This window comes from Brachybacterium sp. YJGR34 (genome assembly GCF_003347015.1).
Classification (GTDB): domain Bacteria; phylum Actinomycetota; class Actinomycetes; order Actinomycetales; family Dermabacteraceae; genus Brachybacterium.
This window is the reverse complement of the sequence record NZ_PNFB01000005.1, coordinates 61535-87489: the sequence shown is the minus strand read 5'-3', so window position 1 is coordinate 87489 and position 25955 is coordinate 61535. Positions and strand designations below refer to the sequence as shown.

At 71.0% G+C, this 25955-nt stretch carries 21 protein-coding genes and 1 pseudogene; 9 read left to right on the top strand and 13 right to left on the bottom strand.

Annotation, left to right across the window (positions count from 1 at the left end):
- The first annotated feature begins 8 nt into the window (after window positions 1-8).
- The gene (locus tag CXH06_RS06580; protein WP_114854365.1) at window positions 9-998 is read left to right on the top strand and encodes a RimK family alpha-L-glutamate ligase; all 990 of its coding nucleotides are present in this window, start codon (window positions 9-11) and stop codon (window positions 996-998) included.
- 101 nt (window positions 999-1099) lie between these two features.
- On the opposite strand, the gene bla is transcribed toward CXH06_RS06580, so the two are convergent.
- Complete coding sequence (gene bla, locus CXH06_RS06575; protein ID WP_198684028.1) at window positions 1100-2074, bottom strand: class A beta-lactamase; 975 nt, start codon at window positions 2072-2074, stop codon at window positions 1100-1102.
- 150 nt (window positions 2075-2224) lie between these two features.
- A complete protein-coding gene (locus CXH06_RS06570) occupies window positions 2225-3019 on the bottom strand; it encodes a GntR family transcriptional regulator (RefSeq protein WP_114854364.1) in 795 nt (264 codons plus the stop codon).
- Window positions 3020-3087: 68 nt separating this feature from the next.
- On the opposite strand from CXH06_RS06570, the gene CXH06_RS06565 reads away from it, so the two are divergent.
- The gene (locus tag CXH06_RS06565) at window positions 3088-4506 is read left to right on the top strand and encodes a sulfatase (RefSeq protein ID WP_114854363.1); all 1419 of its coding nucleotides are present in this window, start codon (window positions 3088-3090) and stop codon (window positions 4504-4506) included.
- A gap of 16 nt (window positions 4507-4522) precedes the next feature.
- Here the strand turns inward: CXH06_RS06565 and CXH06_RS06560 are convergent, their stop codons facing one another.
- From CXH06_RS06560 to CXH06_RS06550, 3 genes are read right to left on the bottom strand one after another with little or no spacing between them, the layout of a single operon-like run.
- Window positions 4523-5419 (bottom strand): carbohydrate ABC transporter permease, encoded by an 897-nt coding sequence (locus CXH06_RS06560; protein ID WP_114854362.1) that lies wholly within the window; start codon window positions 5417-5419, stop codon window positions 4523-4525.
- Complete coding sequence (locus CXH06_RS06555; protein WP_114854361.1) at window positions 5416-6342, bottom strand: carbohydrate ABC transporter permease; 927 nt, start codon at window positions 6340-6342, stop codon at window positions 5416-5418. The genes CXH06_RS06560 and CXH06_RS06555 overlap by 4 nt, the downstream gene beginning before the upstream one ends.
- On the bottom strand, window positions 6339-7637 hold the full coding sequence (locus CXH06_RS06550; RefSeq protein ID WP_157975638.1) for an ABC transporter substrate-binding protein: 1299 nt from the start codon (window positions 7635-7637) through the stop codon (window positions 6339-6341). The genes CXH06_RS06555 and CXH06_RS06550 overlap by 4 nt, the downstream gene beginning before the upstream one ends.
- 251 nt (window positions 7638-7888) lie before the next feature.
- On the opposite strand from CXH06_RS06550, the gene CXH06_RS06545 reads away from it, so the two are divergent.
- The 4 genes and pseudogenes from CXH06_RS06545 to CXH06_RS18565 all read left to right on the top strand — a co-directional run bounded on the left by CXH06_RS06545 (window position 7889) and on the right by CXH06_RS18565 (window position 10965).
- Window positions 7889-8923 carry a LacI family DNA-binding transcriptional regulator gene (locus CXH06_RS06545; RefSeq protein WP_114854359.1) on the top strand — a complete coding sequence of 345 codons (1035 nt, stop codon included), beginning with the start codon at window positions 7889-7891 and terminating at the stop codon, window positions 8921-8923.
- 147 nt (window positions 8924-9070) lie between these two features.
- Window positions 9071-10075: a metalloregulator ArsR/SmtB family transcription factor gene (locus tag CXH06_RS06540; RefSeq protein ID WP_114854358.1), complete on the top strand. Its 1005-nt coding sequence runs from the start codon at window positions 9071-9073 to the stop codon at window positions 10073-10075.
- A gap of 8 nt (window positions 10076-10083) precedes the next feature.
- A pseudogene (locus tag CXH06_RS18570) lies at window positions 10084-10476 on the top strand (arsenate reductase ArsC); the annotation flags it as partial.
- A complete protein-coding gene (locus CXH06_RS18565) occupies window positions 10453-10965 on the top strand; it encodes a low molecular weight phosphatase family protein (RefSeq protein ID WP_255411414.1) in 513 nt (170 codons plus the stop codon). The pseudogene CXH06_RS18570 and the gene CXH06_RS18565, both read left to right, overlap by 24 nt.
- Before the next feature lie 217 nt (window positions 10966-11182).
- Here the strand turns inward: CXH06_RS18565 and CXH06_RS06530 are convergent, their stop codons facing one another.
- The 7 genes from CXH06_RS06530 to CXH06_RS06500 form a co-directional block, all read right to left on the bottom strand.
- Window positions 11183-13030: a hypothetical protein gene (locus CXH06_RS06530; RefSeq protein WP_114854356.1), complete on the bottom strand. Its 1848-nt coding sequence runs from the start codon at window positions 13028-13030 to the stop codon at window positions 11183-11185.
- Between the two features lie 9 nt (window positions 13031-13039).
- Entirely contained in the window at window positions 13040-13963 is a 924-nt protein-coding gene (locus CXH06_RS06525) for a carbohydrate ABC transporter permease (RefSeq protein ID WP_114854355.1), read from the bottom strand.
- Between the two features lie 3 nt (window positions 13964-13966).
- Window positions 13967-14872 (bottom strand): carbohydrate ABC transporter permease, encoded by a 906-nt coding sequence (locus CXH06_RS06520; protein WP_198684027.1) that lies wholly within the window; start codon window positions 14870-14872, stop codon window positions 13967-13969.
- Window positions 14869-16221 (bottom strand): extracellular solute-binding protein, encoded by a 1353-nt coding sequence (locus CXH06_RS06515; RefSeq protein WP_114854354.1) that lies wholly within the window; start codon window positions 16219-16221, stop codon window positions 14869-14871. The genes CXH06_RS06520 and CXH06_RS06515 overlap by 4 nt, the downstream gene beginning before the upstream one ends.
- A 74-nt stretch (window positions 16222-16295) precedes the next feature.
- Entirely contained in the window at window positions 16296-17321 is a 1026-nt protein-coding gene (locus tag CXH06_RS06510) for a DMT family transporter (RefSeq protein WP_114854353.1), read from the bottom strand.
- A gap of 53 nt (window positions 17322-17374) precedes the next feature.
- Window positions 17375-17824, bottom strand: a complete 450-nt coding sequence (locus CXH06_RS06505; protein WP_114854352.1) for a hypothetical protein — start codon at window positions 17822-17824, stop codon at window positions 17375-17377.
- 1 nt (window position 17825) lies between these two features.
- Window positions 17826-20816 (bottom strand): glycoside hydrolase family 2 TIM barrel-domain containing protein, encoded by a 2991-nt coding sequence (locus CXH06_RS06500; RefSeq protein WP_114854351.1) that lies wholly within the window; start codon window positions 20814-20816, stop codon window positions 17826-17828.
- A gap of 213 nt (window positions 20817-21029) precedes the next feature.
- Here CXH06_RS06500 and CXH06_RS06495 point away from each other — a divergent pair, with 213 nt between their 5' ends.
- Both CXH06_RS06495 and CXH06_RS06490 read left to right on the top strand, forming a co-directional pair.
- The gene (locus CXH06_RS06495) at window positions 21030-22052 is read left to right on the top strand and encodes a LacI family DNA-binding transcriptional regulator (RefSeq protein WP_198684026.1); all 1023 of its coding nucleotides are present in this window, start codon (window positions 21030-21032) and stop codon (window positions 22050-22052) included.
- A gap of 204 nt (window positions 22053-22256) precedes the next feature.
- On the top strand, window positions 22257-23192 hold the full coding sequence (locus CXH06_RS06490; protein ID WP_114854349.1) for a ribokinase: 936 nt from the start codon (window positions 22257-22259) through the stop codon (window positions 23190-23192).
- Between the two features lie 122 nt (window positions 23193-23314).
- On the opposite strand, the gene CXH06_RS06485 is transcribed toward CXH06_RS06490, so the two are convergent.
- The gene (locus CXH06_RS06485) at window positions 23315-24484 is read right to left on the bottom strand and encodes a DUF1524 domain-containing protein (RefSeq protein ID WP_114854348.1); all 1170 of its coding nucleotides are present in this window, start codon (window positions 24482-24484) and stop codon (window positions 23315-23317) included.
- Window positions 24485-25313: 829 nt separating this feature from the next.
- On the opposite strand from CXH06_RS06485, the gene CXH06_RS06480 reads away from it, so the two are divergent.
- Entirely contained in the window at window positions 25314-25955 is a 642-nt protein-coding gene (locus tag CXH06_RS06480; RefSeq protein ID WP_114854503.1) for an ABC transporter permease, read from the top strand.

Sequence of the window (25955 nt, the reverse complement as noted above, 5' to 3'; positions counted from 1 at the left end):
AGGTCACCATGATCGATGTTGCGCACACGCGCCGACCTCTCCTCCTGGTCCTCGCCGATGCCCGGGATGACGAGGACTTCGCGCTCCTGTTCCCCGCTCTGAGGGAGCACGGCGTGGACGCCGTGCGCTGCGATCCCCGGGATCTCGTCACCCGCATCGAGGACGGGCGCCTGCGGTTCTCGATCCCCGGCGGCGACGTGGAGCCCGCCCTCGTGCTGGGCTGGGTGCTCGAGGAGCTCCTGGTGCCCGGAATGGTCGCTCTGGAGCTCTTCGTCGAAGCCGGTATCTCCGTCGTCAACGACGCCGCCACTCTGTTCCGCGCCGAGAACAAGCTGCTCGACTCCGCGCGTCTCGCTGCCGCCGGGGCAGCCCACCATGGGGTGCTCTCCGCGCGCGATCCGGCGGATCTCCTGGCCTGGATGGAGCGCGGACATGCGGATGTGGTCGTCAAGCCTCTCAGCGGGTACGGGGGTGAGGGCATCGCGCACATCGACGGGGAGAAGACTCGCAGGCGATGGCTGGACTCCCGGGAGGAGACGCAGGAGCCGTATCTGGTGATGCCCTATGTGGAGACCGGGGGACGGGACATCCGGGTGTACACGATCAACCACCATCCCGTCTTCGCGATGTATCGCTATGCCCCCGAGGACTCGTTCGTCACCAACGTGCTCGCCGGCGGCTCCATCGCCATGTGCCCGCTCACCGCGGAGCTCTCTGACCTGGCCGCCCGCGCCTCGCGGGCCGCCGGGACGCTCATCGGGGGCATCGATATCGGGGAGGAGGCGAGCACCGGCGACCTCATCGTGTTCGAGGTGAACTCCTGCCCGTCGCTCGAACCTGCGGTGATCGACGACGTGGCGAGCTTCCTGGCGGCAACGGTCCACGATCGTGCCGACGCGCTCCGCACCTGGACGCCCTCGCACGTCCATCGAGAGCGGGACGATGACCCGGCGCTCTTCCACGAGAGCAAGCGAGGACTGATCCGGAACCTGCGGTGACCATGACCGTCGCGCGGGCGGCCCGCTCGGAGCTGGCGGTGCAGGACCGGAGCCCGCTCCTCCGGGTCCGCACCCTCATCGCACCCGCCGACACCGCGGTGTCAGCCGCGGAGGGCGTCGAACACCACCTGGGTCGCTTCGGCGAGAAGAGCGTCGTCGAAGTCGGCGTCCTCTGCCGCGCGATCCGTGAAGATCACGAGCACGACCGGGGCCCCGCCGTCGGGCGGATAGGCGATGCCGATGTCGTTGCGCGAACCGTAGACCCCCGCCGCGCCGGAGCGGTCCCCGACGGTCCATCCTGTCGGCGCTCCGGCCCGGATCAGCGCATCGCCGGTGGTGCTGCGCACCATCGCGTCGACCAGCGCCGCGCGGTCGTCCTCCGCCAGGGTGTCGGCGACCGTGTAGGCGCGCAGCGAGGTGGCGAACGCTCGCGCGGTGCTCGTGTCGCGCTCATCGCCGGGAGCGATGTCGTTGAGCTCGGGCTCGGAACGGGCGACTCTCGTCGTGTCGTCGCCGATCGCGCGAAGCCTCTCCTCGAGTGCCTCCGGACCGCCGAGCTGGTCGAAGACGAAGTCTGCGGCGGTGTTGTCGCTGGAGACGAGTGACGCGTCGATCGCCTCGGCGAGTGTGACGGTGCCGCCGGCGTGCTCCTCGAGCACGGGCGAATGGGCCAGAACCGTCTCGGGCACGTCGATGCTCGTCTCGAGCTCGGACTCCGTCGTGGCGTCGAGGAGCTCGGCGGCCGCGAAGAGCTTGATCGTCGAGGCGAAGCCGAAGCGTTCGTCGGCCCGGTGCTCGACCACCTCGCCGGTCCCGGTGTCGATCGCATACACGCCGAGACGCGCAGCGAACTCCGCCTCGAGGTCGCCGAAGGCGGCAGCGGGGTCGAGCCCGGTCGGCGAGGCGGTGTCGGCCGACCCGGCGGAGTCCCGGGTCGGCCCGGCTGCGGCTGGCGTGCCGTCACGTGCCGGCGTGAGAGCGCAGCTGGAGATCGTCGCCGGCATCAGGAGCCCGGCCGCGAGCACCAGCCGCCGACTGCGGCAATGGGGAGACGGTCGCACGAAGCCCATGGCCATTCGTCATCATCCTGTTCGTTGCAGGGGAAGAACTGCGCGCGGTGCGGCCGGGACGGCATGGAGGGAGGTCGTGACGGCGCTGCGCTCTTCAGGTGATCCGCACTGGTCTCACCAGTGCGTTCATCTCGAGCGTACACACAGTGACATGGGTCAGGTTCCGAGCCCCCGCACCTCGTAGCTCGGCTCGAGCGCGCGCTCCGCCGGGTCCGCGTACTCGTGCCTCAACTGGTCCACGTCGAGCACGAACCGCTCCCCCACGAAGGACGTGGCCGAGAGCAGCACCGGGCGCTCCTCGGCATCGAGCAGCCGCAGATGCTGGACCAGCAACGCCTGGCCGACGGCGACCTCGAGCAGCCGCGCGGTATCGGCCGTCGCGGACGCGGCGCGCAACGTGCCCATCGAGCGGGCCGGGCCGCGGCCCAGAGCATCCAGCGCCGTGAACAGCGACCCCGTCTCGAGGTCCGTCTCGAGCACGCGCGCGCAGTCGCCGGCGATCCGGCAGCTCTCCCGGGCGATCGGCACCCCGTCCCCGCACAGCACCCGCTCCACTTCGCACACCATCGCGCCCCGCTCCTGACCCAGCTCGCGGTTCTCCTCCGCGGTGCCGGGGCGGAGATGCGCGGTGAGCAGGCGGGCGGAGGCCGCCAGGCCCTGGCGGCGCATGTGCTCGCCGAAGGAGAGCAGCCGGTCGCTGCGGCGGTGGACGCGATGGGCGGAGACGAAGGTGCCGCTGCCGGCGATGCGGTGCAGCCGCCCCTCGGCCACGAGCGTCGCCACCGCCTGCCGGGCGGTCATCCGGCTCACGGCGAACTGCTCGCTGAGCTCCCGGTCGCCGGGCATGCGATCACCGGGAGCGGCGCCCTCGAGCAGAGCGCGCAGGTGCGCCTCGATCCGCCGGTGCGCGGCCGGGCGTCTCGCCGAGGGGCGGAGCTCAGCGGCGGTCATGGGCGGAGCCTACCGTCGACCACGAGCTCTCTAGACAGCTTCATGGTCGCAGTCTAGATTGGCCGACCATGAGCCGCCCCAACATCGTCTTCGTCATGTCCGACGACCACGCCGCCCATGCGATCAGCGCCTACGGCAGCCGCGTGAACCGCACCCCGCACCTGGACCGCCTTGCGCGCGATGGCGTGCGCTGCGATGCCACGTTCTGCACCAACTCGATCTGCTCGCCCTCGCGGGCCACGATCCTCACCGGCACCTACAGCCATATCAACGGCGTCGACTCGATCTATTCCCGCTTCGACCACGCCACGCGCACCTTCCCGTCCGTGCTGCAGGAGGCCGGCTACCGCACGGCGCTGTTCGGCAAGTGGCACCTGGGCGAGACCGGCGAGTCCCTGCCGCAGGACTTCGACAACTGGCAGATCTTCCCCGACCAGGGCGAGTACCACGATCCGACGATGATCTCCCCCGCCGGCGAGGAGCAGGTCGAGGGCTACGCGACGGACATCGTCACCGACCTCTCGCTGGACTGGATCGACGAGCAGGGCGAGGAGCCCTTCTGTGTGCTCGTCCACCACAAGGCCCCGCACCGGCCGTGGGAGCCGGATGCGAAGCACCGCGACCTCTACCCCGCAGGCAGCATCCCCGAGCCCGCCACCCTGTTCGACGACTTCGCGACCCGCTCACGCGCGGTGCGGGAGGCGACGATGACCCTCGCCGACGACCTCGACATCGCCACCGACATCAAGGAGCCGGTGCCCGCGGAGCTGCAGGGCGAGGAGAACCGCGAGGCGCGCATCCGCTGGGTCTACCAGCGCTACCTGCGCGACTACCTGCAGTGCGTCCAGTCGATCGACGACAACGTGGGCCGTCTCCTTGACCACCTCGACCAGCGCGGCCTGACAGACAACACGATCGTCGTCTACACCTCGGACCAGGGATTCTTCCTCGGCGATCACGGCTGGTACGACAAGCGCTTCATCTACGACCAGTCCCTGCAGATGCCGCTGATGATCCGCTGGCCGGAGCATCTGCCCGCCGGCGAGCGCTGCGGGGAGATCCTCACCAACGTGGACTTCGCGGCGACGCTGCTGGAGGCCTGCGGCCTCGACGCGGACGCGGAGCTGCCCCAGCAGCAGGGCCGCAGCTTCCTGCCCCTGCTGCGCGGCGAGGCCGACGAGACATGGCCGCGCTCGATGTACTACCGCTACTGGGAGCACGACAGCGAGCCCCACCACGTGTGGTCCCACTACGGCGTGCGCACCCACCGCCACAAGCTGGTGTACTTCTACAACGCGGGCCTCGGCACCGACGGGTCGAAGGACACCCGCTACCCGCCCGAGTGGGAGCTCTACGATCTCGAGGAGGACCCCGAGGAGCTGCGCAACCTCGCCGACTCCCCGGAGCATGCCGGGATCCGCGCCGAGCTCGAGGCGGAGCTGGCCCGGCTCCAGGAGCACTACCGCGACGCGCCCTACGTGGCCTGAGGGGTGCGGGGGCGGTTCACTTCACAGCCCCGGAGCCGAGTCCCTGCACGATCTGCTTCTGGGCCAGGAGATAGAAGATCAGGACGGGGATCACCGAGATCGTCGTCGCTGCGAGGAGGACCGTCTGCTGCGGGGTCTCCGAGGACACGAAGCTCATCAGTCCGCGCTGCACGGGCATCAGGGCATCGGTGTCGAAGAGCACCAGGGCCATGAGGTACTCGTTCCAGACGTTGAGCCCCTGGATCACCGCGACCGCCGCCAGGCCCGGGCGCGCCAGCGGGAGGATGATGCTCGCGAAGATCCGCAGCGACGACGCTCCGTCGATCCGCCCGGCCTCCTCGAGGGCTCGCGGCTGGCTGGCGAAGAAGCTGCGCATGATCAGCGTGCTCATCGGGATGCCGCCGGCGATGAGGATGGCGATGTAGCCCGCACGGCTGTCGGTCAGACCGAAGGTGACGAGCAGCTTGTACTGGGCGATGAACATTGCGGGGGCCGGGATGATCATGACCGCCAGGAGGATGGCAGAGACGATGCTCTTGCCCTGGAACTCCAGGCGCGCCAGCGCATAGCCCGCGAGGCTCGCGCACACGAGGGTCCCCGCCACCGCACTGATCGAGTACACGAGGCTGTTGACCAGGAGCAGGCCCAGGTTCCCGTCGATCCAGCCTGCGGCATAGTTCTCCCAGGCGAAGGTGGTCGGGATGATGCTCTGCCCGGAGTACAGCTCCTCGAGCGACATGAGCGATCCGGACAGCAGCCAGAAGATCGGGAAGAGCGTGATCACCGCGGCGACCACCAGCAGGATGTAGAGGCCTGTCAGTCCCGGGGCGCGGCCCCGTGGGCGGCGCGGCGGCGCCTCGGCCGTGCCGGGCGCGCGTCGAGGAGCAGGGGCTCGAAGGGTCGACGGCGTCATCGGCCGCTCCTGCGGGAGGTGATCCAGAGCTGGAAGATCGCGAGCGCCATGAGCGCGCCCCCGAAGAGGACCGACATGGCGGCCGCAGTGCCGTAGCGGAAGCTCGAGAAGGCCTCGTTGTAGATCCGCAGCGTCGGGACCATCGTGTGCGAACCGGGACCTCCATTGGTCAGCACCTGGACCGTCCCGAAGATCTGCAGTGCGGCGACCAGGGTCAGCAGGGAGACGATCGAGGTCACCGGCGCGAGGTGCGGCCATGTGACGTACCGGAACCGTCCCCACGCCAGGGCGCCGTCGAGGCTCGCGGCCTCGTGGAGCTCCTTGGGGACGTCCTGCAGGCCCGCGAGGAAGAGGATGAAGGCGAAGCCCCAGTGGTACCAGACGAAGGTCAGGGCCACGGCGGGGACCGCCGTGGCCGGGTCCCCCAGCCAGTTGTGCGCCAGCGCGCCGAGGCCGAGGGACTCCAGCAGCGTATTGATCACGCCGACCCTCGGTTCGAGCAGCCACCGGAAGATCAGGCCGACGACGACGACGGAGAACACGCTGGGGAGGTAGAACGCCGTCCGGAAGAACGCTCGCGCACGAGGGGCGGCGTTGACCGCGAGAGCCATCGAGATCGCGATCCCGTTGCCGAGGAAGAATCCGGCCAGTCCGAACGTGACGACATTGCGCATCGACCCCCAGAACTCGCTGTCGCTCATCACCGCGGCATAGTTCTCGAGGCCGACCCACGGCGTCTCCATGCTGATGCCGTCCCACTCCTGGAAGCTCATGAGGATGGCCTGGAAGAACGGGGCGATGGTGAGAGCGAGGACGAAGGCGGCCGCGGGCAGCAGGAAGAGCCAGGCAGTCAGGCTCCGGCGTCGCCCGCGCCGTCGGCGCGCCGGTGTGGCCACCGGCGCCGACACCGTTGCGGAGGTCATGCGCTGCGGTCCTGGGCGGACTGGACGTCCTCGAGGGCCTCGTCGACGCCGAGCTCGCCGAGCACGATGCTCTGCGCGGCCGCGCCGATGGCGGTGCGCACGTCGGACGTGAAGGTCGAGGGGACGGCCTGCGCAGAGTCCACGCCGGCCGCGACGGCACGCAGTTGCTCGGCGACGTCGCCGGCATCGATGAGCTCGGCGGCCGTCGGGGTCAGGCCCGCCTCCTCGGCGAACACCTTCTGCTGAGCGGGCTCGGACAGCCAGGTGACGAACGCGAGGGCCGCCTCAGGATTCGCACCCTTGGGGTTGATCGCGGCCCCCTTTCCCACACGAACCACCGACCGAGGGGCGTGCGCCCCACCGGAGATCGGTGGCAGCCCGACGACCCCGTAGTCCGTGAAGTCCGGCGCCGTCGACCGCGCCACGGCCACCGCCCCCGATCCGTTGTAGATCGCCCCGACGTCCTGCACGGAGAAGAAGGACTTCTCGACACCGGGATTGTCGTCCGACCCGCCGGGCAGGGTGCCGCTGGCGATGACGCCGCTGTCGCGGAGGGTCTCGAAGGCGCCGAAGGCATCGACCCAACCCGGTGCGGTCCAGGGCGCGCTGCCCGAGAGGGTCGCCTCGATCTCCTCGTCGGAGAGGAACTTGGATCCGAGCTCCTGGAGGAGGTTCGCGCAGAGCGACGCCGCGACCGAGAACAATCCCTGATCCGGCGACGCCTCGACCAGAGCATCGATCAGGTCCTCCAGCGTCGCCGGCGGTGTTGCGAGATCGACCCCGGTCGTCTCAGGGTTGACGAAGAGCCCGAAGATGTTCAGATCCCAGTGAGCTGAATAGATCCCCGGCGGGACTTCGAGGTTGTTCCCCTCGGCGAAGCGGGTGAGCGACAGGGCGAGCGGGGTGAAGGTGTCGGACCAGCCGCTGTCCATCTGCTCGGTGAGGTCCATGGCCCACCCAGCCTTGTAGTAAGGGGCCATGCCCTCGTCGAGCGCGGAGTAGATGTCCGGCATGTCTCCGGACTGCGCCTTGCTCTGCAGCTTCGCCGGAAAGTCCGCCGGGCCCGGGGTCTCGACCCTCACCGTGACGTCGGCCTGTGCGGAGTACTGCTCGGCGAGCTTCGTCAGCGCAGCCTCCTGCCCGCGGGACTGGTTGTAGAAGAGGAGCTCGGAGGGGTCGCCACCGCTGGCACCACCGTTTCCGCCGCATGCCGAGATCGCCGCGGTGAGCCCTCCCGCACCGGCCAGGGAGATGCAGGTCCTCCGGGAGATGGGGTGGACGGAGTCCTTGACCATGTGCATGCTCCTCGTCGTCTTCGTCGCGGCGCGGGCCGCAGGGCGACGGTGCCCTCGCGACCGGGAGGGCAGTGGATCCTGCCCGCTTGATATCGATAACATTGCAGACATGGCGCCGCGGGTCAAGCGGCGGCCATCGACGGGCGCGCTGCCGCCCGACCGTCTAGATTCAGCTGTGCACGGTGCCGCCCGGAGACCCCAACCCAGGTCGCCGGGGCGCCCGGCGCCGAGGAGCGAGGAGGCATGAGCGCATGGCAGGACGACCGCACGCACGAGCTCGACTGGCCGCGAGGGCGACCCTGACCGATGTGGCGGTGCGAGCGGGGGTCTCCCGGCAGACGGCGTCCCGGGTCGCCCGCGGGGGTGCCGGCGTGCGGCCGGAGACCCAGGAGCGCGTGCAGAGCGTGATCGACGAGCTCGGGTATCAGCCGGACGTGGTGGCGAGAGCCTTGAAGGTCGGTTCCGCGGGGATGATCGGCGTCCTCGTCCACGACCTCGGGCGCCTGGGACATGGGGCGGAGATACTGGCCGGACTCGAGGAGGCGGCGGCCGCCGCCGGCCTCGGCGTGTGCATCGCCCGCATCGGCGCGTTCGACGCGACCACGGTCGCAGAAGGTATCGACCGCCTGCACCGGACCGGGTGCGACGGGATCGTGGTGATGGCCCCCTGGATCCCGGACGCAGAGTCCCTGCGTACGGTGCGGGCCACGATCCCGCTGGTGACGACCAGCCAGGTCGAGGACTTCCCGGGGCCCAGTGTCCATGTCGATACGGATGCCGCTGTACGGCAGGTCGTCTGCCATCTGCTGGAGCTCGGTCACCGCACCGTGCACCACGTGGCCGGCCCGGAGGACGCGATGGCCGCGGCGCTCCGCGAGACATCCTGGCGCCGGGCACTCCGGGATGCCGGCGCGCACATCCCGGAGGTCGTACGCGGGGACTGGAGCGCGGATTCCGGCTACCGCGCCGGGTGTCGGGTCGCCGAGGATCGGGAGGTCTCCGCCATCTTCGCCGCCAACGACGCCATGGCCCTCGGAGTGCTCCATGCGCTGCTCGAGCACGGCGTGAGCATTCCGGACCAGGTCAGCGTGGTCGGATTCGACGCCTCACCCATGTCCCAGCACACCTGGCCCCCGCTCACGACGGTCGGCTTCGATGCCTCAGAGCACGCTCGCCGCGCGGTCGACGCACTGCTGCGGCGCATCCGCGACGAGGAGGTCGACCCGATCCCGCCCCTCTCGCCGACGCTGATCGTCCGCGCGAGCTCTGGGCGGCGGCGAGCGTGAGACCCTCGAGCCGGTGATCCGGAATCCGGGGCAGGCACCTCTTGCGTCACTCATCGACATCCATCAATATAGAGATATGTCGATTCAGCCGCCGGCCCCGACACCGCCGTCGGCCCCTCCCCGCACCGCCACCGAAGCGAGGGCAGCATGACCATCACCGACCCCGACCGCACCGCGGACGAGGCCTGCGCCCCGATCCACGGCCACGCCATGGGCGTCGAGGCCGCCGCCTCCGTGGCCGGGACGCTCAAGGCGCTTTCCGACCCGCTGCGCCTGCGGATGCTCTCGGCGATCATGACCGATCCGCGCGGCGAGTCCTGCGTCTGCGACCTCGCCGAGCTCGCCGAGGTCTCCCAGCCCACCGTCTCCCACCATCTGAAGACCCTGCGCAGCGCCGGGCTGCTCACCTCGGAGCGCCGCGGCACCTGGGTCTGGTACCGGATCCCCGAGGACCGTCGCGGCGCCGTGACCTCCCTGATGGACGGCTTCGCCCCGGCCGCGCTGGCCCCGCCCGCCGCGGAGTCCGAGGACCCTCCGGCCGATGTCGACCTCCGCCTCACCCATCTCGCCGAGGAGCTCGTCGCGGAGCGGCCCGAGCTCTCCGAGGACCTGGTCGTGGCAATCGTGCGGGAGTCGTACACGGCGCTGGCCCGGTCCGCCCGCATCACCGCGCATCTGGTCACGCTCACGGAGCGCTTCGCCCGCCAGCGCCTGGTGGATCTCACCCGCGACCGCGAGGCCGGCCGGCCCCAGGTCCTGTTCGTCTGCGTCGCCAACGCCGGCCGCTCCCAGCTCGCCGCCGCCCTCGTCCGCCAGATGGCCGGGGACCGGGTGGTGGCCCGCTCGGCCGGCTCCGCGCCCGCCACCGAGGTCCACCCGCACGTGCGCTCCCTGCTCGAGGAGATGGAGGGAGCGCAGAGCGCCGAGGAGCCCTTCCCCACTCCCCTCACCGATGACGCCGTGCGCGCGGCCGACGTCGTGATCACCATGGGCTGCGGCGACGTGTGCCCGGTCATCCCCGGCGTCCGCTACGAGGACTGGCCGGTGGGCGACCCCGCACTCGCCTCCCCGGAGGAGACCCGCGCGATCCGCGACGACATCGCCGCCCGTGTCCGCACCCTGCTCGAGACTCTCGTCCCCGCCGACTCCTGAGGAGCCCCATGACCACTGCACCCGCCGTCCTGTTCGTCTGCGTCCACAACGCCGGGAGGTCGCAGATGGCCGCCGGCTACCTCCGCCACCTGGGCGAGGGCCGCATCGAGGTGCGCTCCGCCGGCTCGATGCCGGCCGAGCAGATCAACCCCGTCGCCGTCGAGGCGATGGCCGAGGAGGGCATCGACCTGCGCGCCGAGCAGCCCAAGGTCCTCACCCCCGAGTCGGTCCAGGCCTCCGACGTCGTGATCACCATGGGCTGCGGCGACGCCTGCCCCATCTACCCCGGGAAGCGCTACGAGGACTGGGCGCTCGAGGACCCCGCCGGACAGGGCCTCGAGGCCGTGCGCCCCATCCGCGACGAGATCCGCCGCCGCGTGGTCGAGCTGATCGCGTCGCTGGAGCCGACGGTCGCGACCGATGCCACGGCGCACACCGCCGGCGATGAGGGAGCCGAGGCGACCGCGGCCACGCCGTCGGTGCTGTTCGTGTGCGTGAAGAACGGCGGCAAGTCCCAGATGGCCGCGGCCCTGATGCGGCACGAGGTGGGCGACGCGGCGGAGGTGCACTCGGCGGGGACAGCGCCCGGCGGGTCGCTGAATGCGCAGTCCGCGGCCTCGGTCACCGAGGTGGGCGCGAGCATGGAGGGCGAGCACCCCAAGCCGATCGATCCCGAGCTGCTGCGGAGGGTGGACCGCGTGGTGGTCGTCGGCGAGGAGGCGCAGGTCGACCCCGTGCCGGGGATGGCCGGGAGGATCGAGACCTGGATCCTCGAGGAGCCCTCGGAGCGCGGCGTCGAGGGCGAGGAGCGCATGCGCCAGCTCCGCGATCAGCTCACCGAGCGCGTCCGCGCCCTCTCTGCGGAGCTGGGGGTCGCGCCGGTGCGGTGAGCCGCAGGTCTGGGACACGGCGCCCGGGACAGCGGGCCGCAGTACGCGGCTCGACCGTGGACTCGGCGCGCCCTCGGGGGTGCCACGCACTGCGCCCCCGCCTGCCCGGCAGTCCGTCCGTCACAGGTCGAGGCGCGTTCGCCGCGGAACTCGTGCCGAATACCCCGGCAAACGCGCCTCGACCTAGGGTCCGGCCGCGGAACGCGCGACGGCCGGGTTACCGGACCTCCGCGGCTTCCTGCACGGCGAGGTCCACGAACAGTGCGGAGGACCAGCCGAAGAGCACGGTCGCCCGGTCCGCCTTGCGCCCGGTGTCGGGGTTGAAGTACTCCGAGGGCCCGCCCGCGTGCTGGACGAGGTCGAGCACGGCGGTGCGCACCGATTCGGCGAGCTCATCCTCACCCTGAGTGAGCAGTCCCTGGCGCACCAGCCAAGCGGTGTTCACCCAGATCGGGCCCCGCCACATACGCTCCGGGGAGAAGTCCGGGTCATCGCGGGAGACGGTGGGCAGCGGCCACCGCCCGCCGAAGCGCGCCGGGTCCGTGACCTGGGCGATGAGGCTGTCGCGGATGCTGGGCCGCAGGCCCGGGATGAGCAGGGCGAGGAGGTTGAGGACCGTGCGGGTGGTGACCTCGCTCCGCTCCCCCGGCACCACGAACAGCTCCCGCTCGCCGTCCCAGCTCGCCTCGAGCAGCTCTCGCAGCCGCTCGCCGCGGGCGCGGCACTGTGCGGCCTCGTCCTCCCGCCCACGCTCGGCGAGCCAGGCGGCCAGCAGCTGGTCCTGGCCCACCAGGTAGGCAGCGAGGTCCGGGGAGCGCAGGATCGCGTTGTGGTCGAAGACCGGGGAGTCATCGAGCCCGGAGCTGTAGGGGTGGAGGTAGGCGGGCCAGCCCGTCTCCCCGGGATCGGAGCGACGGAACCACCAGCGCTGGGCGGCGAGCACCGCCTCGAGGTGCCGATCGATCACCGCGGGACCCAGCTCGGTGCTCAGCAGCTCGAGGGTCAGGGCCGTCAGCGGAGGCTTGGTCAGCGGCACCTCCTGGCCCTCGAGGGTCGGAGAGCCCAGACGGCGCAGGTTCTCCACGTCGCCGGGCGGGAGGCTCTCGCTCGAGTCGAGGACGCCGTGGTCATGGACGACGTCCGGCAGCTGCCCGTCGGCGCGGGCGTGGCCGAGAGCCACCTCCATCTGCGCGGCGGCCAGCTCGGGCGCCCCGTGACGCAGCCCCAGCGCGATGAAGTAGGCGTCCCACTGCCACAGGCCCACGTAGCCGAGCTTGGAGGGCACGACCACCGCCTCCTGCGAGGTCTCCCCGCGCAGGTGCAGCGTGTTGTTGCCCAGCACCCACCAGCACAGGGCCGTCATCGCCTGCCGCGGCGGGGCCACGCGGGGGCACCGGGCCATCCATGCCGCGAGTGTCCGATCATGCTCGGTCACCAGTGCGGCGGCATCGAGGGCGGCCGGCACGGGCAGCACCGACCACACCAGCTCCACCGCTCCGTGCGCCCGGATCTGCACCTGGTCCCCGTCTGCCAGCACCTCGGCACGGCCGGTCACGTGCAGGGTCTCACGCAACGAGACGCGCCCTGGCCAGGCATCGGTCTCCTCCGTGGGCAGCGTCCAGCGAGTGGTGAGCTCGTCGCCCGCGCGAAGTCCGGTGAGCACGATACGGTCCTCAGCCGTGACGAGCAGGCGCGCCCCGCCAGCGAAGCGGATCCCGTCGGCCCCCGCCTCCCAGGTCTCCGGCACCCCGCCGCGCTGCAGGCGCAGGTCATCGAGGACGACGGAGTCGGCGGCAGAGCGCTCGTACGCGGCGCGCAGCACGCTCAGGAGTCCCGTGCTCCGGTGCGTGTCGGACCGCGCACCGGCCGCAGCCTCCCCCTGAGGTCCGGCCGCCCGTGATGTGTCGGTCCCCGAGGCCGTCCGCGCCCGCCCCGCCCAGGTGGACATGCCGTCGGCGCTGAGCACCAGCAAGCGGGAGAAGCGGGTGGAGTACGGCGCGGCGTCGAGATCGATGAACTCTGCGAGGTCGGCGAGGCGGAGGTCGGGTGCGGGGGTGGTGGTCATGTCTGCTCCTCAGCGCCCGCCCAGCCCGGAGCTGGCGAGCGAGGCGATGATCTGCTTCTGGCCGATGACGAAGGCGACGAGCATCGGAATGGTGGACAGCGCCGTCGCGGCCATAACGATGCCGTAGTTCATGCCGCCGTACTGGCCCTGGAACTGCGAGAGCAGCAGCGGCACGGTGAACAGCTCGCGCGAGTTCAGCAGCACCAACGGCAGGAGGAAGTTGTTCCAGGCATCCAGCGCCGCGATGATCCCGATCGCGCCGATGCCCGGTCGGATGGCGGGCAGGATGATCCGCCAGTAGATCCGTGGGCGCGAGGCGCCGTCGACCAGTGCCGCCTCCTCGAGCTCACGGGGCACCGAGAGGATGAACTGGCGGGCCAGGAACACGGCGAAGGGGTTGATCATCATCGCGGGGACGATGAGCGCGAGGTGGGAGTCCACCCAGCCGATCTTCGCCATGAGGAAGTAGAAGGGCACCAGCGTGACCTGCTTGGGCACCATCTGCATCGACAGGAACACCCAGAAGAGCAGGTTCGAGCCGCGGAAGGGGATCCGCGCGAAGCCGTAGGCGGCCATCGTCGAGGTGAGGATGGTGCCGGCCACGATGAGCACAGTCATGTAGATGCTGTTGACGTACGCACGGCCGAAGGGCAGGGCGTTCCAGGCCTCGGGCCAGTTCGCAGGAACCCACGGGTCGGGCAGGATCGACAGCGGTGCCTGGAGCAGCTGCTCGAGGCCCTTGAAGCTGGTCAGCAGCATCCACAGGAACGGGACGACGAAGAGGATCCCGATCACGGACAGCACGATGTGCAGCGCGGCCCGGCCGATGCCGTCCCGGGAGCGGCGGTCTGCGGAGCGGGAGGAGGCCGGCTGCGAGCCGACCGGGGCGAGGGCCGCGGGGTCCGCGGCGTGCGGGGCGGAGGTGGTGAGCATCGGTCACTCCTCGTAGTGGACGAAGCGCTTCTGCGCCCCGAACTGGATGGCGGTGATCAGGAGGGTCAGAGCGAGCAGGATGATCGAGGCCGCGCTGGAGACGCCGAAATCGGACTTCTGGAATCCCTCGTCGTAGATGTGGTAGACGATCGTGCGGGTGCCGTTGTCGGGGCCTGCGTCCTTGACCAGCACGAACACCAGGTCGAAGGTCTGCAGCGAGGAGATGAACGCGACCACGCTCTGGTAGAAGATGACCGGGGAGACCATCGGCAGGACGATCCGGAGGAAGCGCGTGAGCACTCCGGCGCCGTCGATCTGCGCAGCTTCCAGCACCGACGGGGAGATGTTCTGCAGCCCCGCCATGAAGATCACCGTGTTCAGTCCCACCGAGGCCCAGATCGTCACCAAACAGACCGCCGCCAGCGCCGTGTACGGGTTGGCCAGCCAGTCCGGCGGGACGACCCCGAGGACGCGCGCGATGAGGCTCGAGAACGCACCATCGGGCCGCAGCATCTGCTGCCAGATCAACGCGATCGCGACCTGGCTGGTCACAACGGGCGCGAACAGCAGCAGCAGGTAGAGTCCGCGACGCCTGATCGAGTTCAGCATCGTGGCCAGCACCATCGACAGCCCCAGTCCGATCGGGACCGTCACCAGGGCGAGCACCAGGGTGTTGAGGATCGAGCGGCGCAGCAGCGGGTCGCCGATCTGATCGGCGAAGTTCGCCAGCCCCACCCACTGCGGCGTGCCGAAGCCGTTCCACTCGGTGAAGGCCAGATAGAAGGCGACCGCGAAGGGCAGCAGGGTGAACACCGCCATCCCCAGGGCCTGCGGGGCCACGAAGGCCATGCCCCACAGGCGGTCCCGGCGGCGCCAGGCCGCCTCGGGATTGCGCGTCGCGGTGCTCATTGCGCCGTCTCCTCCGCGATCAGCGCCGCCACCTCGTCCAGGGTGGTCGCCGCGTCCTTCGCCCCCTCGTACAGCGGCAGCATGTGGTCCACGGAGATCGTGCCCGACAGGTCCGGGACGGCGGCCTCGACGGCGAAGTTCGCGTAGCCCAGATCGCGCATGTCGAGCATGGTCTGCGCGTGCTCGGGGTAGGCGGATTCGGTGATGAGCTCGTCGGCGCCCTCGATCGAGGGGACGGCGGTGCCGGAGCCCTCGAGACGCAGCCGCTGCCCGTCGGTGTTCAGGAACTCGCCGAAGAACCCGAGCGCCGCCTCCTGCGCCTGGGTCTGGGCGTTGACCGCGAGATAGGAGGCGGCCACACCAGTGGGGGCCGCGGCGCCGTCAGGGGTGGGCCAGCGGACGATGTCGTAGAGGGCCGTATCCACGCCCGCGTCCTCGATCGAGCCGATCATGTAGCGGCCCGCGGCGAGGAAGCCCAGCTGGTGGGTGACCAGCAGGCTGCCCACCCCGGCGCCCTCGGGGAGGGTGTCGGCGACGATCTGCTCGCCGGAGACGAAGCGGTCGGCGAAGTCCTGCAGCGCGGGTGCGGCGAGCGGGTCCTCGTGGGCGACGAAGGCGTCGCCGTCGTACACCTGCCCGCCCTGGCTGGTGATCCAGGAGTAGTGGGTGGCCCAGTAGTTGTAGTACGCGGCGCCGTGCACGCCGGAGGCCTGGAGCTTGGCGAGCATCTCGAAGTAGGCCTCGGTGGTCCACTGGTCCTGCTCGGCGAGCGCGGCCGGGTCCTCGGTGATGCCGGCGTCCTCGAGGGCCTGCTTGTCGTACCAGAGGGTGTCGGGGTTGACGTCGTTGGGCAGGGCGTAGAGCTCGCCGTCGAGGGTGGCGATCTCCAGCAGTCGCTCATTGAAGTCGTCCGCGCTGAGCCCGGCGGTCTTCTCTCCCAGCTGATCGTTCAGACCCAGCAGCACGTCATTGCGCAACAGGGAGGCGACGTGGTCGTCGCCCACGTAGAACACGTCCGGGGCGCTGCCCGCGGAGAGCTGGGTGAGCAGCTTGGAGTGGTATTCGGAGTAGGAGGGGACAGGATTGAAGACCAGCTCGGTCTCGGGGTGGTTGTCCGTGTAGGCGGCCTGGACCTTGTCAAAGGTCTTCAAGTCCTCCGGGGAGCCCCAGGTGGACCAGATGACCTGACCCTCGGAGCTCGCGCCGCTCGAGCCGCTGCAGGCGGACAGGCCCAGCGCCCCGAGGGCGGCGCCGCCGAGGGCGCCGCCCAGGACGAGGCGCCGGCTGAGCGGGGACTGGCCCAGTCGGGTGACGCCGCGACGGGACGGTCGGGGATTGTTCTGCACCATGATGCGTACTCCTTTGTCGATCGGCGGCCGAGCGATCGGCCGCCCTGGTGGTGGGTCGGTGGGGTCGAAGTGCCTCAGGCCGGCGGGCCGGAGCACGGCTGTGGGTCGGAGCGGGTCGAGCCGGAGTCGGGGCTGACGGGGTCGAGGTCGTCCGGGTCAGGGTCGACGGACGGTGGGGCGTCGGTCGCGCCCCGGGTGCCCGCTGCATCGCCCGTCGGCCCCGGCGCGAGCTCCGGCTCCTCCGCGCCGACGGTCGCCAGCAGGATCGCGCCGAGGATCAGCGCCCCGCCCAGCAGCAGTCGTCCGGTGACGACCTCCCCGCCGAAGGCGATCGCGAAGAGGGTCGCGAAGATCGGCTCGAGGGCCATGACCACGGCGGTCGCTGCGGCGGAGACATGGCGCTGTGCCCAGGACTGCAGGAAGAGCACGCCGATGCTGGCCACGAGCGCGGTGTAGAGGATCGCGCCCCAGGCCCCCGCGTCGGTGGGCATCGGGACCCCGCCGGGGATAGCCGCCACACCCACCACGGCGGTGATGCCGAACATCTGGAACGCGGTGAGGTCGATGGCGTCGAGATCATGGGCGAAGCGGCCCACCAGCACGATGTGCAGCGCGTAGACCACGGCGCTGAGCAGCGTGAGCGCCTCGCCGCCGCCCACTGCGAGCCCTGTCAGCGACAGCACCGCGATGCCCACCAGCGCGATGACGCTGGCGGCCATGGAGCGCCCGGTGACGCGCGAACGCACCACGAGGAAGGCGACGAATGGAGTCAGCACCACGTAGGCGCCGGTGAGGAAGCCGGAGACCGAGGCGGAGGTGGAGGCCAGGCCCCAGGTCTGCAGCAGCTGCGCGAGCCCGTAGACCCCGCCGATGCCGACCCCGATCAGCGCGGCGCGATGAGGGGTCCGCAGAAGGCGTCGCCACAGCAGGCCGCCCAGGACCGCGCTGGCCAGCAGGAAGCGGACGAACAGGAAGTCGCTGGGATCCACCGTGGTGATCGCGTCCTTGATGATCACGAAGGTGGAGCCCCAGATGGCGGTCACGAGGACCAGCGCCAGCACGGCGAGCAGCTTCGGTTCCAGGGCGGTGAGGGCGCGCATGAGGTCCTCTCGGGAAGGTGGGGCAGGGGAACGGTGGGGCGGTGGCGCGGGCTCTACGGCGAGCGCAGCACCGTGCCCTCGACGGTCAGGTGGACGACGGTCGCGGGAGCGTCGGCCGGTGCGCGCCAGCGCAGTGCCTCATCGGTCGCCAAGACGAGGATCTGGCGCGGCTCGAGCCGCACCGGGCGACCGGTGCCGGTGAAGTGCTCGCGGTCGCTCGTGTCGCGGTAGTCGCCGGCGGATACCAGCTCGTCCTTCCGCGCGACCTCGAGCTCGACAGGGCTCGCCCCCGCGCAGGTCACCTCGAGGTAGCGGCGGTGGCCGGTGAAGTGCTCGGCCTCCCAGCGGCACCTAGTGCGCAGGGCGGTGAGCGAGTCACCGAGGGAGTGCATGGACCCCTCGTACCAGGTGGGCGCGCGCTCGATCGCCTCGAGGACGCGCTGCCACGGGCGGTGTCCGGCGGTGACGCGGGCGAGGTCCGCCGTGCCGTCGAAGATCTCCATCTCAGTTCTCCTGACCGGTGAGGGCCCGCAGGCGGAATCCGTAGTCGACGTCCCCGAGGCGCAGGCGGTGCGTCTCGAGCACTTCCGAGCCCCAGGAGTTCGAACCGAGCCCCTGCAGGCGATGGTCGAGGTTCAGCGTGATCGCCTCCTCGTCGCGCACGAGGTCCGCACGGTGACGCGCGCGGTCGATCTCTTCGCGGGTATAGGGCCAGGCGCTGAGGTTCAGCAGCGGGCCGTCGGCCTCGACGGCGAGGCCGTGCCCGGCGCCGTCGGTCAGCTCTGCCCAGCGCACGTCCTGCCGGTTGCCGTAGTCCTGCGGCACCACGTACGGGGTGTCCATCTGATCGACCGTCGTCTCGAAGCACCCCACCCAGGTCGCGGCGGAGGAATCGGTGTAGTTCTCCCCCGGGCCGCGGCCGTGGTAGGCGACGTGGCGCAGAGCGGGGTCGATGCCGAGCTCGATCCCGACCTTCGGGATCAGTCCGCGGTAGGTCCCGATGGGCGTGCCGGTCAGGTGACAGCTCAGCGCCCCGTCGGCGGCCAGCGTCCAGGTCAGCCACGTCTCGAGGCCGACGTCGAGTCCGGGGGCCGCCAGGCGTGCGTGCACCCGCACCACCGCCCGCTCCTCGTCGGCCTCCCAGTCCACCGCGCGCACGGAGGTCTCGAGGTGGCGCAGCAGGTGCGGCTCCCACAGGTCCGCGTCCTCCTGGGCGTGGTTGTCGATCAGCGGCTTCCAGAGCTGCACGCGCGGGGGCCGCACGATCTGCTCGCGGCCCGCCGCGCGCCAGCTGCGCAGCATCCCGTCGGCTGTGTCGACGACCAGTGCGTCGTCACCGGTGCCGAGGTGCAGCTCGAGCCCTTCGGCGCGAGCGCGGACCGCGGCGGGGCCCGGGCCCAGAGCGCGCGGTGTGTGCACGGCGGGGAAGGCGGCGATCTCCTGGACGCCCAGTTCATGACCGGGCTCGCTGTACATCGTGGCCTCGCGGCGAAGCACCCGGATCGTCAGCGACCCCTCACCCACCAGGGCGGCCGGATCGATCGCCGCGGGCATCGGCACGCTCTCCCCCGGCGCCACCTCCGGGCAGCCGATCACCCGGGAGGAGACCACGGTGCCTTCGCGGCGCTTCTCGAGCACGAGGTCCAGGCCCTGCAGCGGCTCGAAGAGCTGACGGGAGCGCACCTCGAGCTGCCCGTCCGTGCACTCGATCCGCACCGGGCACAGCAGGTTCTTGTATTCCAGCGCGCCCGGGCCGGGTTCCTGCCAGGGCGTGATCAGCCCGTCGATGCAGAAGTTCGCATTGTGGGTGTGCTCGCCGAAGTCCCCGCCGTAGAGCCAGACCGGTCCGTCCTCGCGGTCTCGGCGGATGCCCTGGTCGGACCACTCCCACAGGAAGTGCCCCTGCAGGGAGGGCCAGCGATCGAAGACCTCCTGGTACTCGGCCAGACCCCCGGGGCCGTTGCCCATCGCATGCCCGTACTCGCACAGGATGCGGGGCTTCCCCATCGAGTGCTCGCCGAAGTCGTTCATCTGCGAGACCCGGGAGTACATGGTGGAGACCACGTCCACCACCTCTGCATCCCGGTCCTCCTCGTAGTGGACAGGCCTCGTGGGATCCAGCTGCTTCGCCCGCTCGTACATCGGCCGAACATTGCGGCCGAAGCCGGACTCGTTGCCCAGCGACCACAGGATGATCGAGGGGTGATTGCGCTGGGCGAGCACATGGCGCTCGATGCGGTCCACATAGGCGTGCTCCCAGGCCGGATCGTCGGTGAGCTGCTCGAGCCGCCCGGTGGCGGCGAAGCCGTGGGTCTCGAGGTCCGTCTCGGCGAGGACGAACAGGCCCAGCTCGTCGCACATCTCGTAGAAGCGCGGGTCGTTCGGGTAGTGGGCGGTGCGCACGGCGTTGATGTTGTGCTGCTTCATGAGCACCAGGTCGCGCCGCACCCGCTCCATGTCCACGGCCCGGCCGCGGCGGTCGTCCCAGTCGTGGCGGTTGACGCCGTGCATCATCACGTAGCGTCCGTTCCAGCGCAGCACCCCCTCCTCGATGGTGATCTCCCGCAGCCCCACGCGGTGCGGGACGACCTCGATGACCTCGTCGGCGGCGTCGCGGAGGGTGAGCTCGAGGCGATAGAGGTGCGGATCCTCAGGGGTCCATCCGACGGGACGGTCCACGCCGCCGCGGATCGCGGCCGTGCCGTCGGCGGTCGCGGTGCTCCCCTCGGCGGCGATGCGCTCCCCGTCGCGCAGCACCCAGTCGATGCGGGCGCAGCCGGGTCCCGTCGTGGCGTCGATCTCGAGCCCGGCGCGCTCCGTGTCCCACGGGGTGCGGATCGCGAGGTCGCGCAGTCCGTCGACGGGGCGTGTGAGCAGGTAGAGGTCACGGAAGATCCCCGAGAGCCACCACATGTCCTGATCCTCGAGGTAGGTGCCGTCGCTGTACTGCAGCACCGTGATCGACAGCAGGTTCTCCCCCACCCGGAGGTGATCGGTGAGGTCGAACTCGGCCGCGAGGCGGGAGCCCTTGGTAACGCCGACCGACGTGCCGTCGACTCTGACCTCGGCGCAGCTCTCCACCCCGTCCAGCCGCAGCAGCACCCGCTCGCGCTCGGGTGCCAGCGCATCGATCGTGACGGTGCGCTGGTAGACGGCAGTCGGTGTGGTCGAGGGGACGAAGGGAGGGTCCACCGGGAAGGGATAGGCCTCGTCGGTGTAGGCAGGGGTGCCGTAGCCGTCGAGCTGCCACAGGTGCGGTACCTCCACCAGGTCCCAGTCGCGGTGGAGTCTCCTGTGCACAGCGGGGTCCACACGGGCTGGACCGTCGACCAGCCGGAAGCGCCAGGGGCCGCTGAGGGAGGTGAAGCCGCGGGAGTCCTCGCGACGCATCGCGGCCGCGGTGGGTGCGTCGGCGTAGCCGAAGAAGTAGGCGCGGGCGGGGAGACGACCGCGCCCCGTGAGCGTGTGGTCCTCCCAGAAGTTCGGCGTCTCCACCGGCTCCTCCTTCTCGTCAGGGACCCGGCCCCGCTGAATGGGACCGGTTCCAGATAGTATGGACCCGGTTTCATCGGCATGTCCACTCCGAGGCGCGGGCCGATGTCACGGTGCGGTCGCTGTGCGTCGACGGCGCCGGGATCCCGGAGAATGGAAGGATCCGACCCGCGACTGCCATCGCGGGCGCCCCAGGCCCGAGAGGAGCTCGACCCCGTGACCTCGCACGACACCGCGCGCTCCCGTGCGACCATGCGGGACGTGGCGCGCCTCGCCGGCGTCTCCAAGACCACCGTGTCCCGCGTGCTCAACGGCTCCTCGCTCGTCACGGAGGAGACGCGGACGCGGGTCGAGGAGGCCATGCGCCGCGCCGGATACGTCGTCTCCTACCAGGCTCGCAGCCTCGCCACCGGGCGGTCCGACGCCGTCGCCCTGCTGGTCACCGAGCCGTTCGAGGACATGTGGACCGACCCCACCTTCGCGTCGATCCTGCGCGGCACCTACAGCGCGCTCTCCGCGACGCCGCTCACCCCGCTGCTGCTGCAGGCCTCTTCCGCGGCGGAGCAGGCCAAGGTGCGCAGCCTGCTCGAGCAGGGCGTGGTGGACGGCATCATCCACCTCACGCCCTACGTCGACGAGGTGCTGCTCGAGCACATGGCCAGCATGAACACCCCGGCCGTACTGTGCGGCCGGCTGCCCGGGGACCCCTACGCCGGACAGTTCTCCACCGTCTATGCCGACGACGTGATCGGCGCGCAGCTGGCCGCCCAGCAGCTCGCCGAGGACGGTCGGCGCCACCCGATCGCTCTGCTGGGACCGCGGGACAACCCTGCCTCCGCCGATCGCCTCGCGGGCTACCGGAACGTCCTGGGCGCGGCGCTGCCCGCGGAGCGGGTGGTCTTCGGCGGGTGGGACGAGCGCACCGGCGAGCAGTCCCTCGCCGCCTTCCTCGCCGACGGCGCGGAGATCGACGCTGTCCTGTGCGCCTCCGACCGGCTCGCCGTCGGTGCGATCGATGCCCTGCGCGCCGCCGGACGGCGCGTGCCCGAGGACGTCGCCGTCATCGGCTTCGACGACCATCCCCTCGCCGCCCAGGCCGATCCGCCTCTGACCACGGTCGCGCAGCCCATGGTGAGCGAGGGCGAGGTGGCCGTCTCGCTGTTGCGGGACCTGCTGGACGGCGGGACGCCGCGCACCGAGGTGCTGGAGATGGAGCTGCGGCGGCGGGAGTCCGCCTGAGGGAGTTCGGCCCTCTGCCGTGCTCGGGCGGTGCGCTCGCCCGATCGAGGCCAGCTCCGTCCCATGATCGGGGCGAGATCAACGGCGAATCCGCGGCTCATTCCATGGCGAGCTCGCCCCGACCGACAACAGGCCCGGGCGTGCGCGGCCGGGGCGGTCGGTTACCGTGGCCGAGCCCCCTCGCCCGCCGGAAGGACACTCGACATGCCTGACCACGTCAGCCCTCCTCCGGGCCGCGTCCTCGTCGTCGGCTCCGTGAACGTGGACCTCGTCCTGAGCGTCCCCCGGCATCCGGCACCGGGTGAGACCCTCGCCGGCACCTCCTCGCGCCGCTCCCCCGGCGGCAAGGGCGCGAACCAGGCCTGCGCGGCCGCACTGCTGGGCGGCGACGTCCGCTTCGCGGGCCGCACGGGCACCGGGGCCGACGCCGATCTCGCACTCGAGCTCCTGCACCGCGCCGGCGCGGACCTCTCCGCGACGACGCAGCAGTCCGGGACGGAGACCGGCCTGGCCGTGGTCACCGTGGACGAGACGGGCGAGAACAGCATCGTCATCATCCCCGGGGCCAACGGCACCTGGACCGCGCAGGACATCGACGCCCTGCGCGAGGACGTCGCCACGAACGACCTGGTGGTCTCCCAGGGGGAGATCCCCGCGGCAGCAGTCGATCAGCTCGCACGGCTGTGCACCGAGGCCGGCACGCGCTTCCTGCTCAACCTCGCCCCGGTGATCGACGTCGACCCCGCGACGCTCGCCGCGGCCGACCCGCTCGTCGTCAACGAGTCCGAGGGACGCCTGGCCCTGCGAGCGCTGACGGGCGAGGAGGCTCCGGACGACGACGCGGAGACGGTTCGCCGGCTGCGCGACGCCGGCGTGCGCTCCGTGGTCATGACCCGCGGCGCGGACGGCGCGCTCCTGACCGAGGGCGGAGAGCTGATCGAGATCCCCTCCCCGGCCGTGCGCGCCGTCGACACCACGGGCGCCGGGGACGCCTTCGTGGGCGCCCTCGCGGTGGGCCTCGCCCGCGGGACCGGTGCGGCCGACGCCTGCCGGCACGCCGCGCGCGTCGGCGCGTTCGCCGTCACCCGCCATGGCGCCCAGCCCTCGTATCCGCAGCGGGAGGACCCACTGCCGGAGTGAGGTGATCAGGGCAGACGGCGCACCTGGTCGGCGACGGTCAGCACGGCATCGCGCAGACGGAGGTCGTCGCCGGGCAGCCCCTCGATGATCGGCGCTGGATCCCGCCACGCCGCGCCCCGCGCTCACTCACATCCGATGCCGTCTCCGTCCCGGTCCAGCTTCCGGGAGTACCCCGGGTCCCCGGCATGGATCGGGGCCTTCCCGGCGGCCCGCACGGCATCGCAGTTCTCATAGAACGCAGTGCCTCCGTCCCCGGCGGGCTCCTCCACCGGCGCAGGATCCGCGGCCGGCGCGGGCTCGGGCTCGGGCTCGGGCTCAGGCTCGGGCTCGGGCTCGGGCTCGGGGGCAGGCTGCTCCCGAGCTCCCTCACCCTCCCACCGATCGGGAGTGGCGTCGTCGTCCGCGAAGGCGGCCTGTCCCTCGCAGTCCCCGAGCACCTCCTCCATGGCGTCCTTCTCCGCGGGCTTCACCCAGAGGTCGTACTTGGCCTTCACCGCGATCTGGCGGGAGACATACTCGCACCGGTAGGAGGTGTTCGGCGGCAGCCAGGTCGCGGCGTCGCCGTCGCCCTTCTGCTGGTTGAGGTGGTCCTCGACGGCGATGAGGTTCAGCGGGTCGTTGGCGAACTCGCGGAGCTCCTGGTCCTCCCACTGCGCCGCACCGGTCTGCCAGGCATCGGACAGCGCGACCACGTGATCGATGTCGAGGTTGTTGTCGGCCTGCTGGTCGAAGGCGACGTCCGATCCGCTGTACGGAGACGGCGCGAGCGTTCCGGACAGCACCACGCAGCCATCGGTGCCGCGCTTGAGCACGATGTCGGAGAGGTCGCGGCGGAGCACGTCATTGCGGGTGTCGCAGCCGTTGTGGTCGATGTCGTCGCGCCAGCCGAAGAGGTCACGGTCGTACCCGGTGGTCGGCGCGCGGCCCTTCACCTCGAGCGTGGCGAGCACGCCGAGCGCGGTCGAGGTGTCCGGCGGCGGCTCCGTGGGGGTCGCCTCCGTCGAGGGTGCCGGCTCCGTCGCCGACTCCGGGCTCGGCTCCGCCACCGCGGTCGACTCGGGCGCCGGAGTCGGCTCCGTCTCCGCGGCCGGCTCGGGCTCCGCCTCCGCCGGCGCGGCTTCCTGGACCGTCGAGGCGGGCTCCTTCTCGGAGGCCTCCGGTGCCACCGTCGCGCCCAGAACGCCCAGGAGCACGATCAGGAGGAGGGCGAGCCCGCCGCAGCCGCAGCAGGACAGCGCCGAGATCACGCCGATCTTCTTGTTCCGATCGAGCGCGCTGAAACCTTGAGCCATGGCGACCCTTCACCGAGAGAGGAGCGAACGCCACCAGTCCGGGTTCGGCGCGACTGCATCGTCGTCGATCCAGCGTGGCGCTTCTCGATCAGAGAACACGATGGGGCTCCTGCGGCGATAGCGGGTGCGCCACACTTCAGGTCTCGGAAGCATCACGGTCGGCGCGGTGCCGCTCGATCGCCGATCGCTGCAGGGGACGCCGGTCGGCGACGTCGGCTCCGGCCCACCAACGCAGCGCCGACGACGCCGGCAGCGACCACCGTGCCCCCGCCCCGGAGAGACCCCGGATAGATGCTCACCACGGACACGAACAGGATCGCCCCGTGCCACTCGGGCCGCCGTGCTGCTGCGTGGGGCACGGGCGAGACTGGCGGGCATCCCGCCCCGCTCCGGACTGCCCCGATACTCCACCACGGCACGGATTCCACAAAGGCCCGCCCCCGCGCCTCACCATGACCCCTGCAGCAGCACGTCGACAGCATTTTTGAGCACACCTCGACCACGCTTCTTCGCATACCGAGATGCGTCACCACCTGCACATCCAGCCACATATTCTCCGGCCCGCACTCCTCCAGAGTGACCCCCGCCACCCGATCGCCACCCCTCCACAGGCGACACCTCCACACCCCTCCCTGGCCTGTGGCAATGCCGCACCGACACGTCGCCACCCCGACCGCACAGCCGGTGATCGACACCCGGATCAGCGCCTCCGGCTTGCCCTCCCCACCCCCGCCACCTAGTCTCGACCTCGAAGAGAGCCCTGCCCGATTCCCACCGGAAACACCCGGCGAGCACCTCCCCGACCAACATCTGAGGCGTATCTGTGAATATCGGCGAATTTGTCCGCTCGCGCTCGAGCGAGATCATCTTCGCGTCCGTCCAGCATTTCAGTCTCGTCGCCCAGTCCGTCATCATCGCGACCCTCATCGCCGTTCTGCTGGCCGCCCTCGTGCACCGCAGCCGCGCCGGCCGCGGGATCGCCAACGCGGTCAGCGCCGTCGGCCTGACGATCCCCTCCTTCGCGCTCATCGGCCTGATGGTGGCGCCGCTGGGCTTCGGCGTCCCGCCCGCCGTGGTGGTCATCGTCTTCTTCGCGACGCTGCCGATCCTGCGCAACGCGGTGGTGGGGCTCGCGGACGTGGACCCTGCCCTCGTCGAGTCCGCCCGCGGCATCGGCATGAGCCGCCTGGGCATCTTCTTCCGGGTCGAGCTGCCGCTGGCCTGGCCCGTGATCCTCAGCGGCGTGCGCATCTCGGCGCAGATGGTGATGGGCGTGGCGGCCGTGGCCGCGTACGTGCTGGGCCCCGGGCTCGGCGGATTCATCTTCCAGGGGCTCTCGCGCCTCGGCGGGGCCGGCGCGCTCGAGTCGATCATCACCGGCACCGTCGGCATCGTGATCCTCGCGCTGATCCTCGACCTCCTCCTGCTCGGCATCGGCCGGCTCACGACCTCGAAGGGCATCCGTGATTGA

Excerpts from the sequence above, each read along its gene's own strand:
- CXH06_RS06580 (WP_114854365.1), top strand. The coding sequence starts at position 9 with ATGATCGATGTTGCGCACACGCGCCGACCTCTCCTCCTGGTCCTCGCC.
- bla (WP_198684028.1), bottom strand. The coding sequence starts at position 2,074 with ATGGCCATGGGCTTCGTGCGACCGTCTCCCCATTGCCGCAGTCGGCGG.
- CXH06_RS06570 (WP_114854364.1), bottom strand. The coding sequence starts at position 3,019 with ATGACCGCCGCTGAGCTCCGCCCCTCGGCGAGACGCCCGGCCGCGCAC.
- CXH06_RS06565 (WP_114854363.1), top strand. The coding sequence starts at position 3,088 with ATGAGCCGCCCCAACATCGTCTTCGTCATGTCCGACGACCACGCCGCC.
- CXH06_RS06560 (WP_114854362.1), bottom strand. The coding sequence starts at position 5,419 with ATGACGCCGTCGACCCTTCGAGCCCCTGCTCCTCGACGCGCGCCCGGC.
- CXH06_RS06555 (WP_114854361.1), bottom strand. The coding sequence starts at position 6,342 with ATGACCTCCGCAACGGTGTCGGCGCCGGTGGCCACACCGGCGCGCCGA.
- CXH06_RS06550 (WP_157975638.1), bottom strand. The coding sequence starts at position 7,637 with ATGGTCAAGGACTCCGTCCACCCCATCTCCCGGAGGACCTGCATCTCC.
- CXH06_RS06545 (WP_114854359.1), top strand. The coding sequence starts at position 7,889 with ATGGCAGGACGACCGCACGCACGAGCTCGACTGGCCGCGAGGGCGACC.
- CXH06_RS06540 (WP_114854358.1), top strand. The coding sequence starts at position 9,071 with ATGACCATCACCGACCCCGACCGCACCGCGGACGAGGCCTGCGCCCCG.
- CXH06_RS06530 (WP_114854356.1), bottom strand. The coding sequence starts at position 13,030 with ATGACCACCACCCCCGCACCCGACCTCCGCCTCGCCGACCTCGCAGAG.
- CXH06_RS06525 (WP_114854355.1), bottom strand. The coding sequence starts at position 13,963 with ATGCTCACCACCTCCGCCCCGCACGCCGCGGACCCCGCGGCCCTCGCC.
- CXH06_RS06520 (WP_198684027.1), bottom strand. The coding sequence starts at position 14,872 with ATGAGCACCGCGACGCGCAATCCCGAGGCGGCCTGGCGCCGCCGGGAC.
- CXH06_RS06515 (WP_114854354.1), bottom strand. The coding sequence starts at position 16,221 with ATGGTGCAGAACAATCCCCGACCGTCCCGTCGCGGCGTCACCCGACTG.
- CXH06_RS06510 (WP_114854353.1), bottom strand. The coding sequence starts at position 17,321 with ATGCGCGCCCTCACCGCCCTGGAACCGAAGCTGCTCGCCGTGCTGGCG.
- CXH06_RS06505 (WP_114854352.1), bottom strand. The coding sequence starts at position 17,824 with ATGGAGATCTTCGACGGCACGGCGGACCTCGCCCGCGTCACCGCCGGA.
- CXH06_RS06490 (WP_114854349.1), top strand. The coding sequence starts at position 22,257 with ATGCCTGACCACGTCAGCCCTCCTCCGGGCCGCGTCCTCGTCGTCGGC.
- CXH06_RS06485 (WP_114854348.1), bottom strand. The coding sequence starts at position 24,484 with ATGGCTCAAGGTTTCAGCGCGCTCGATCGGAACAAGAAGATCGGCGTG.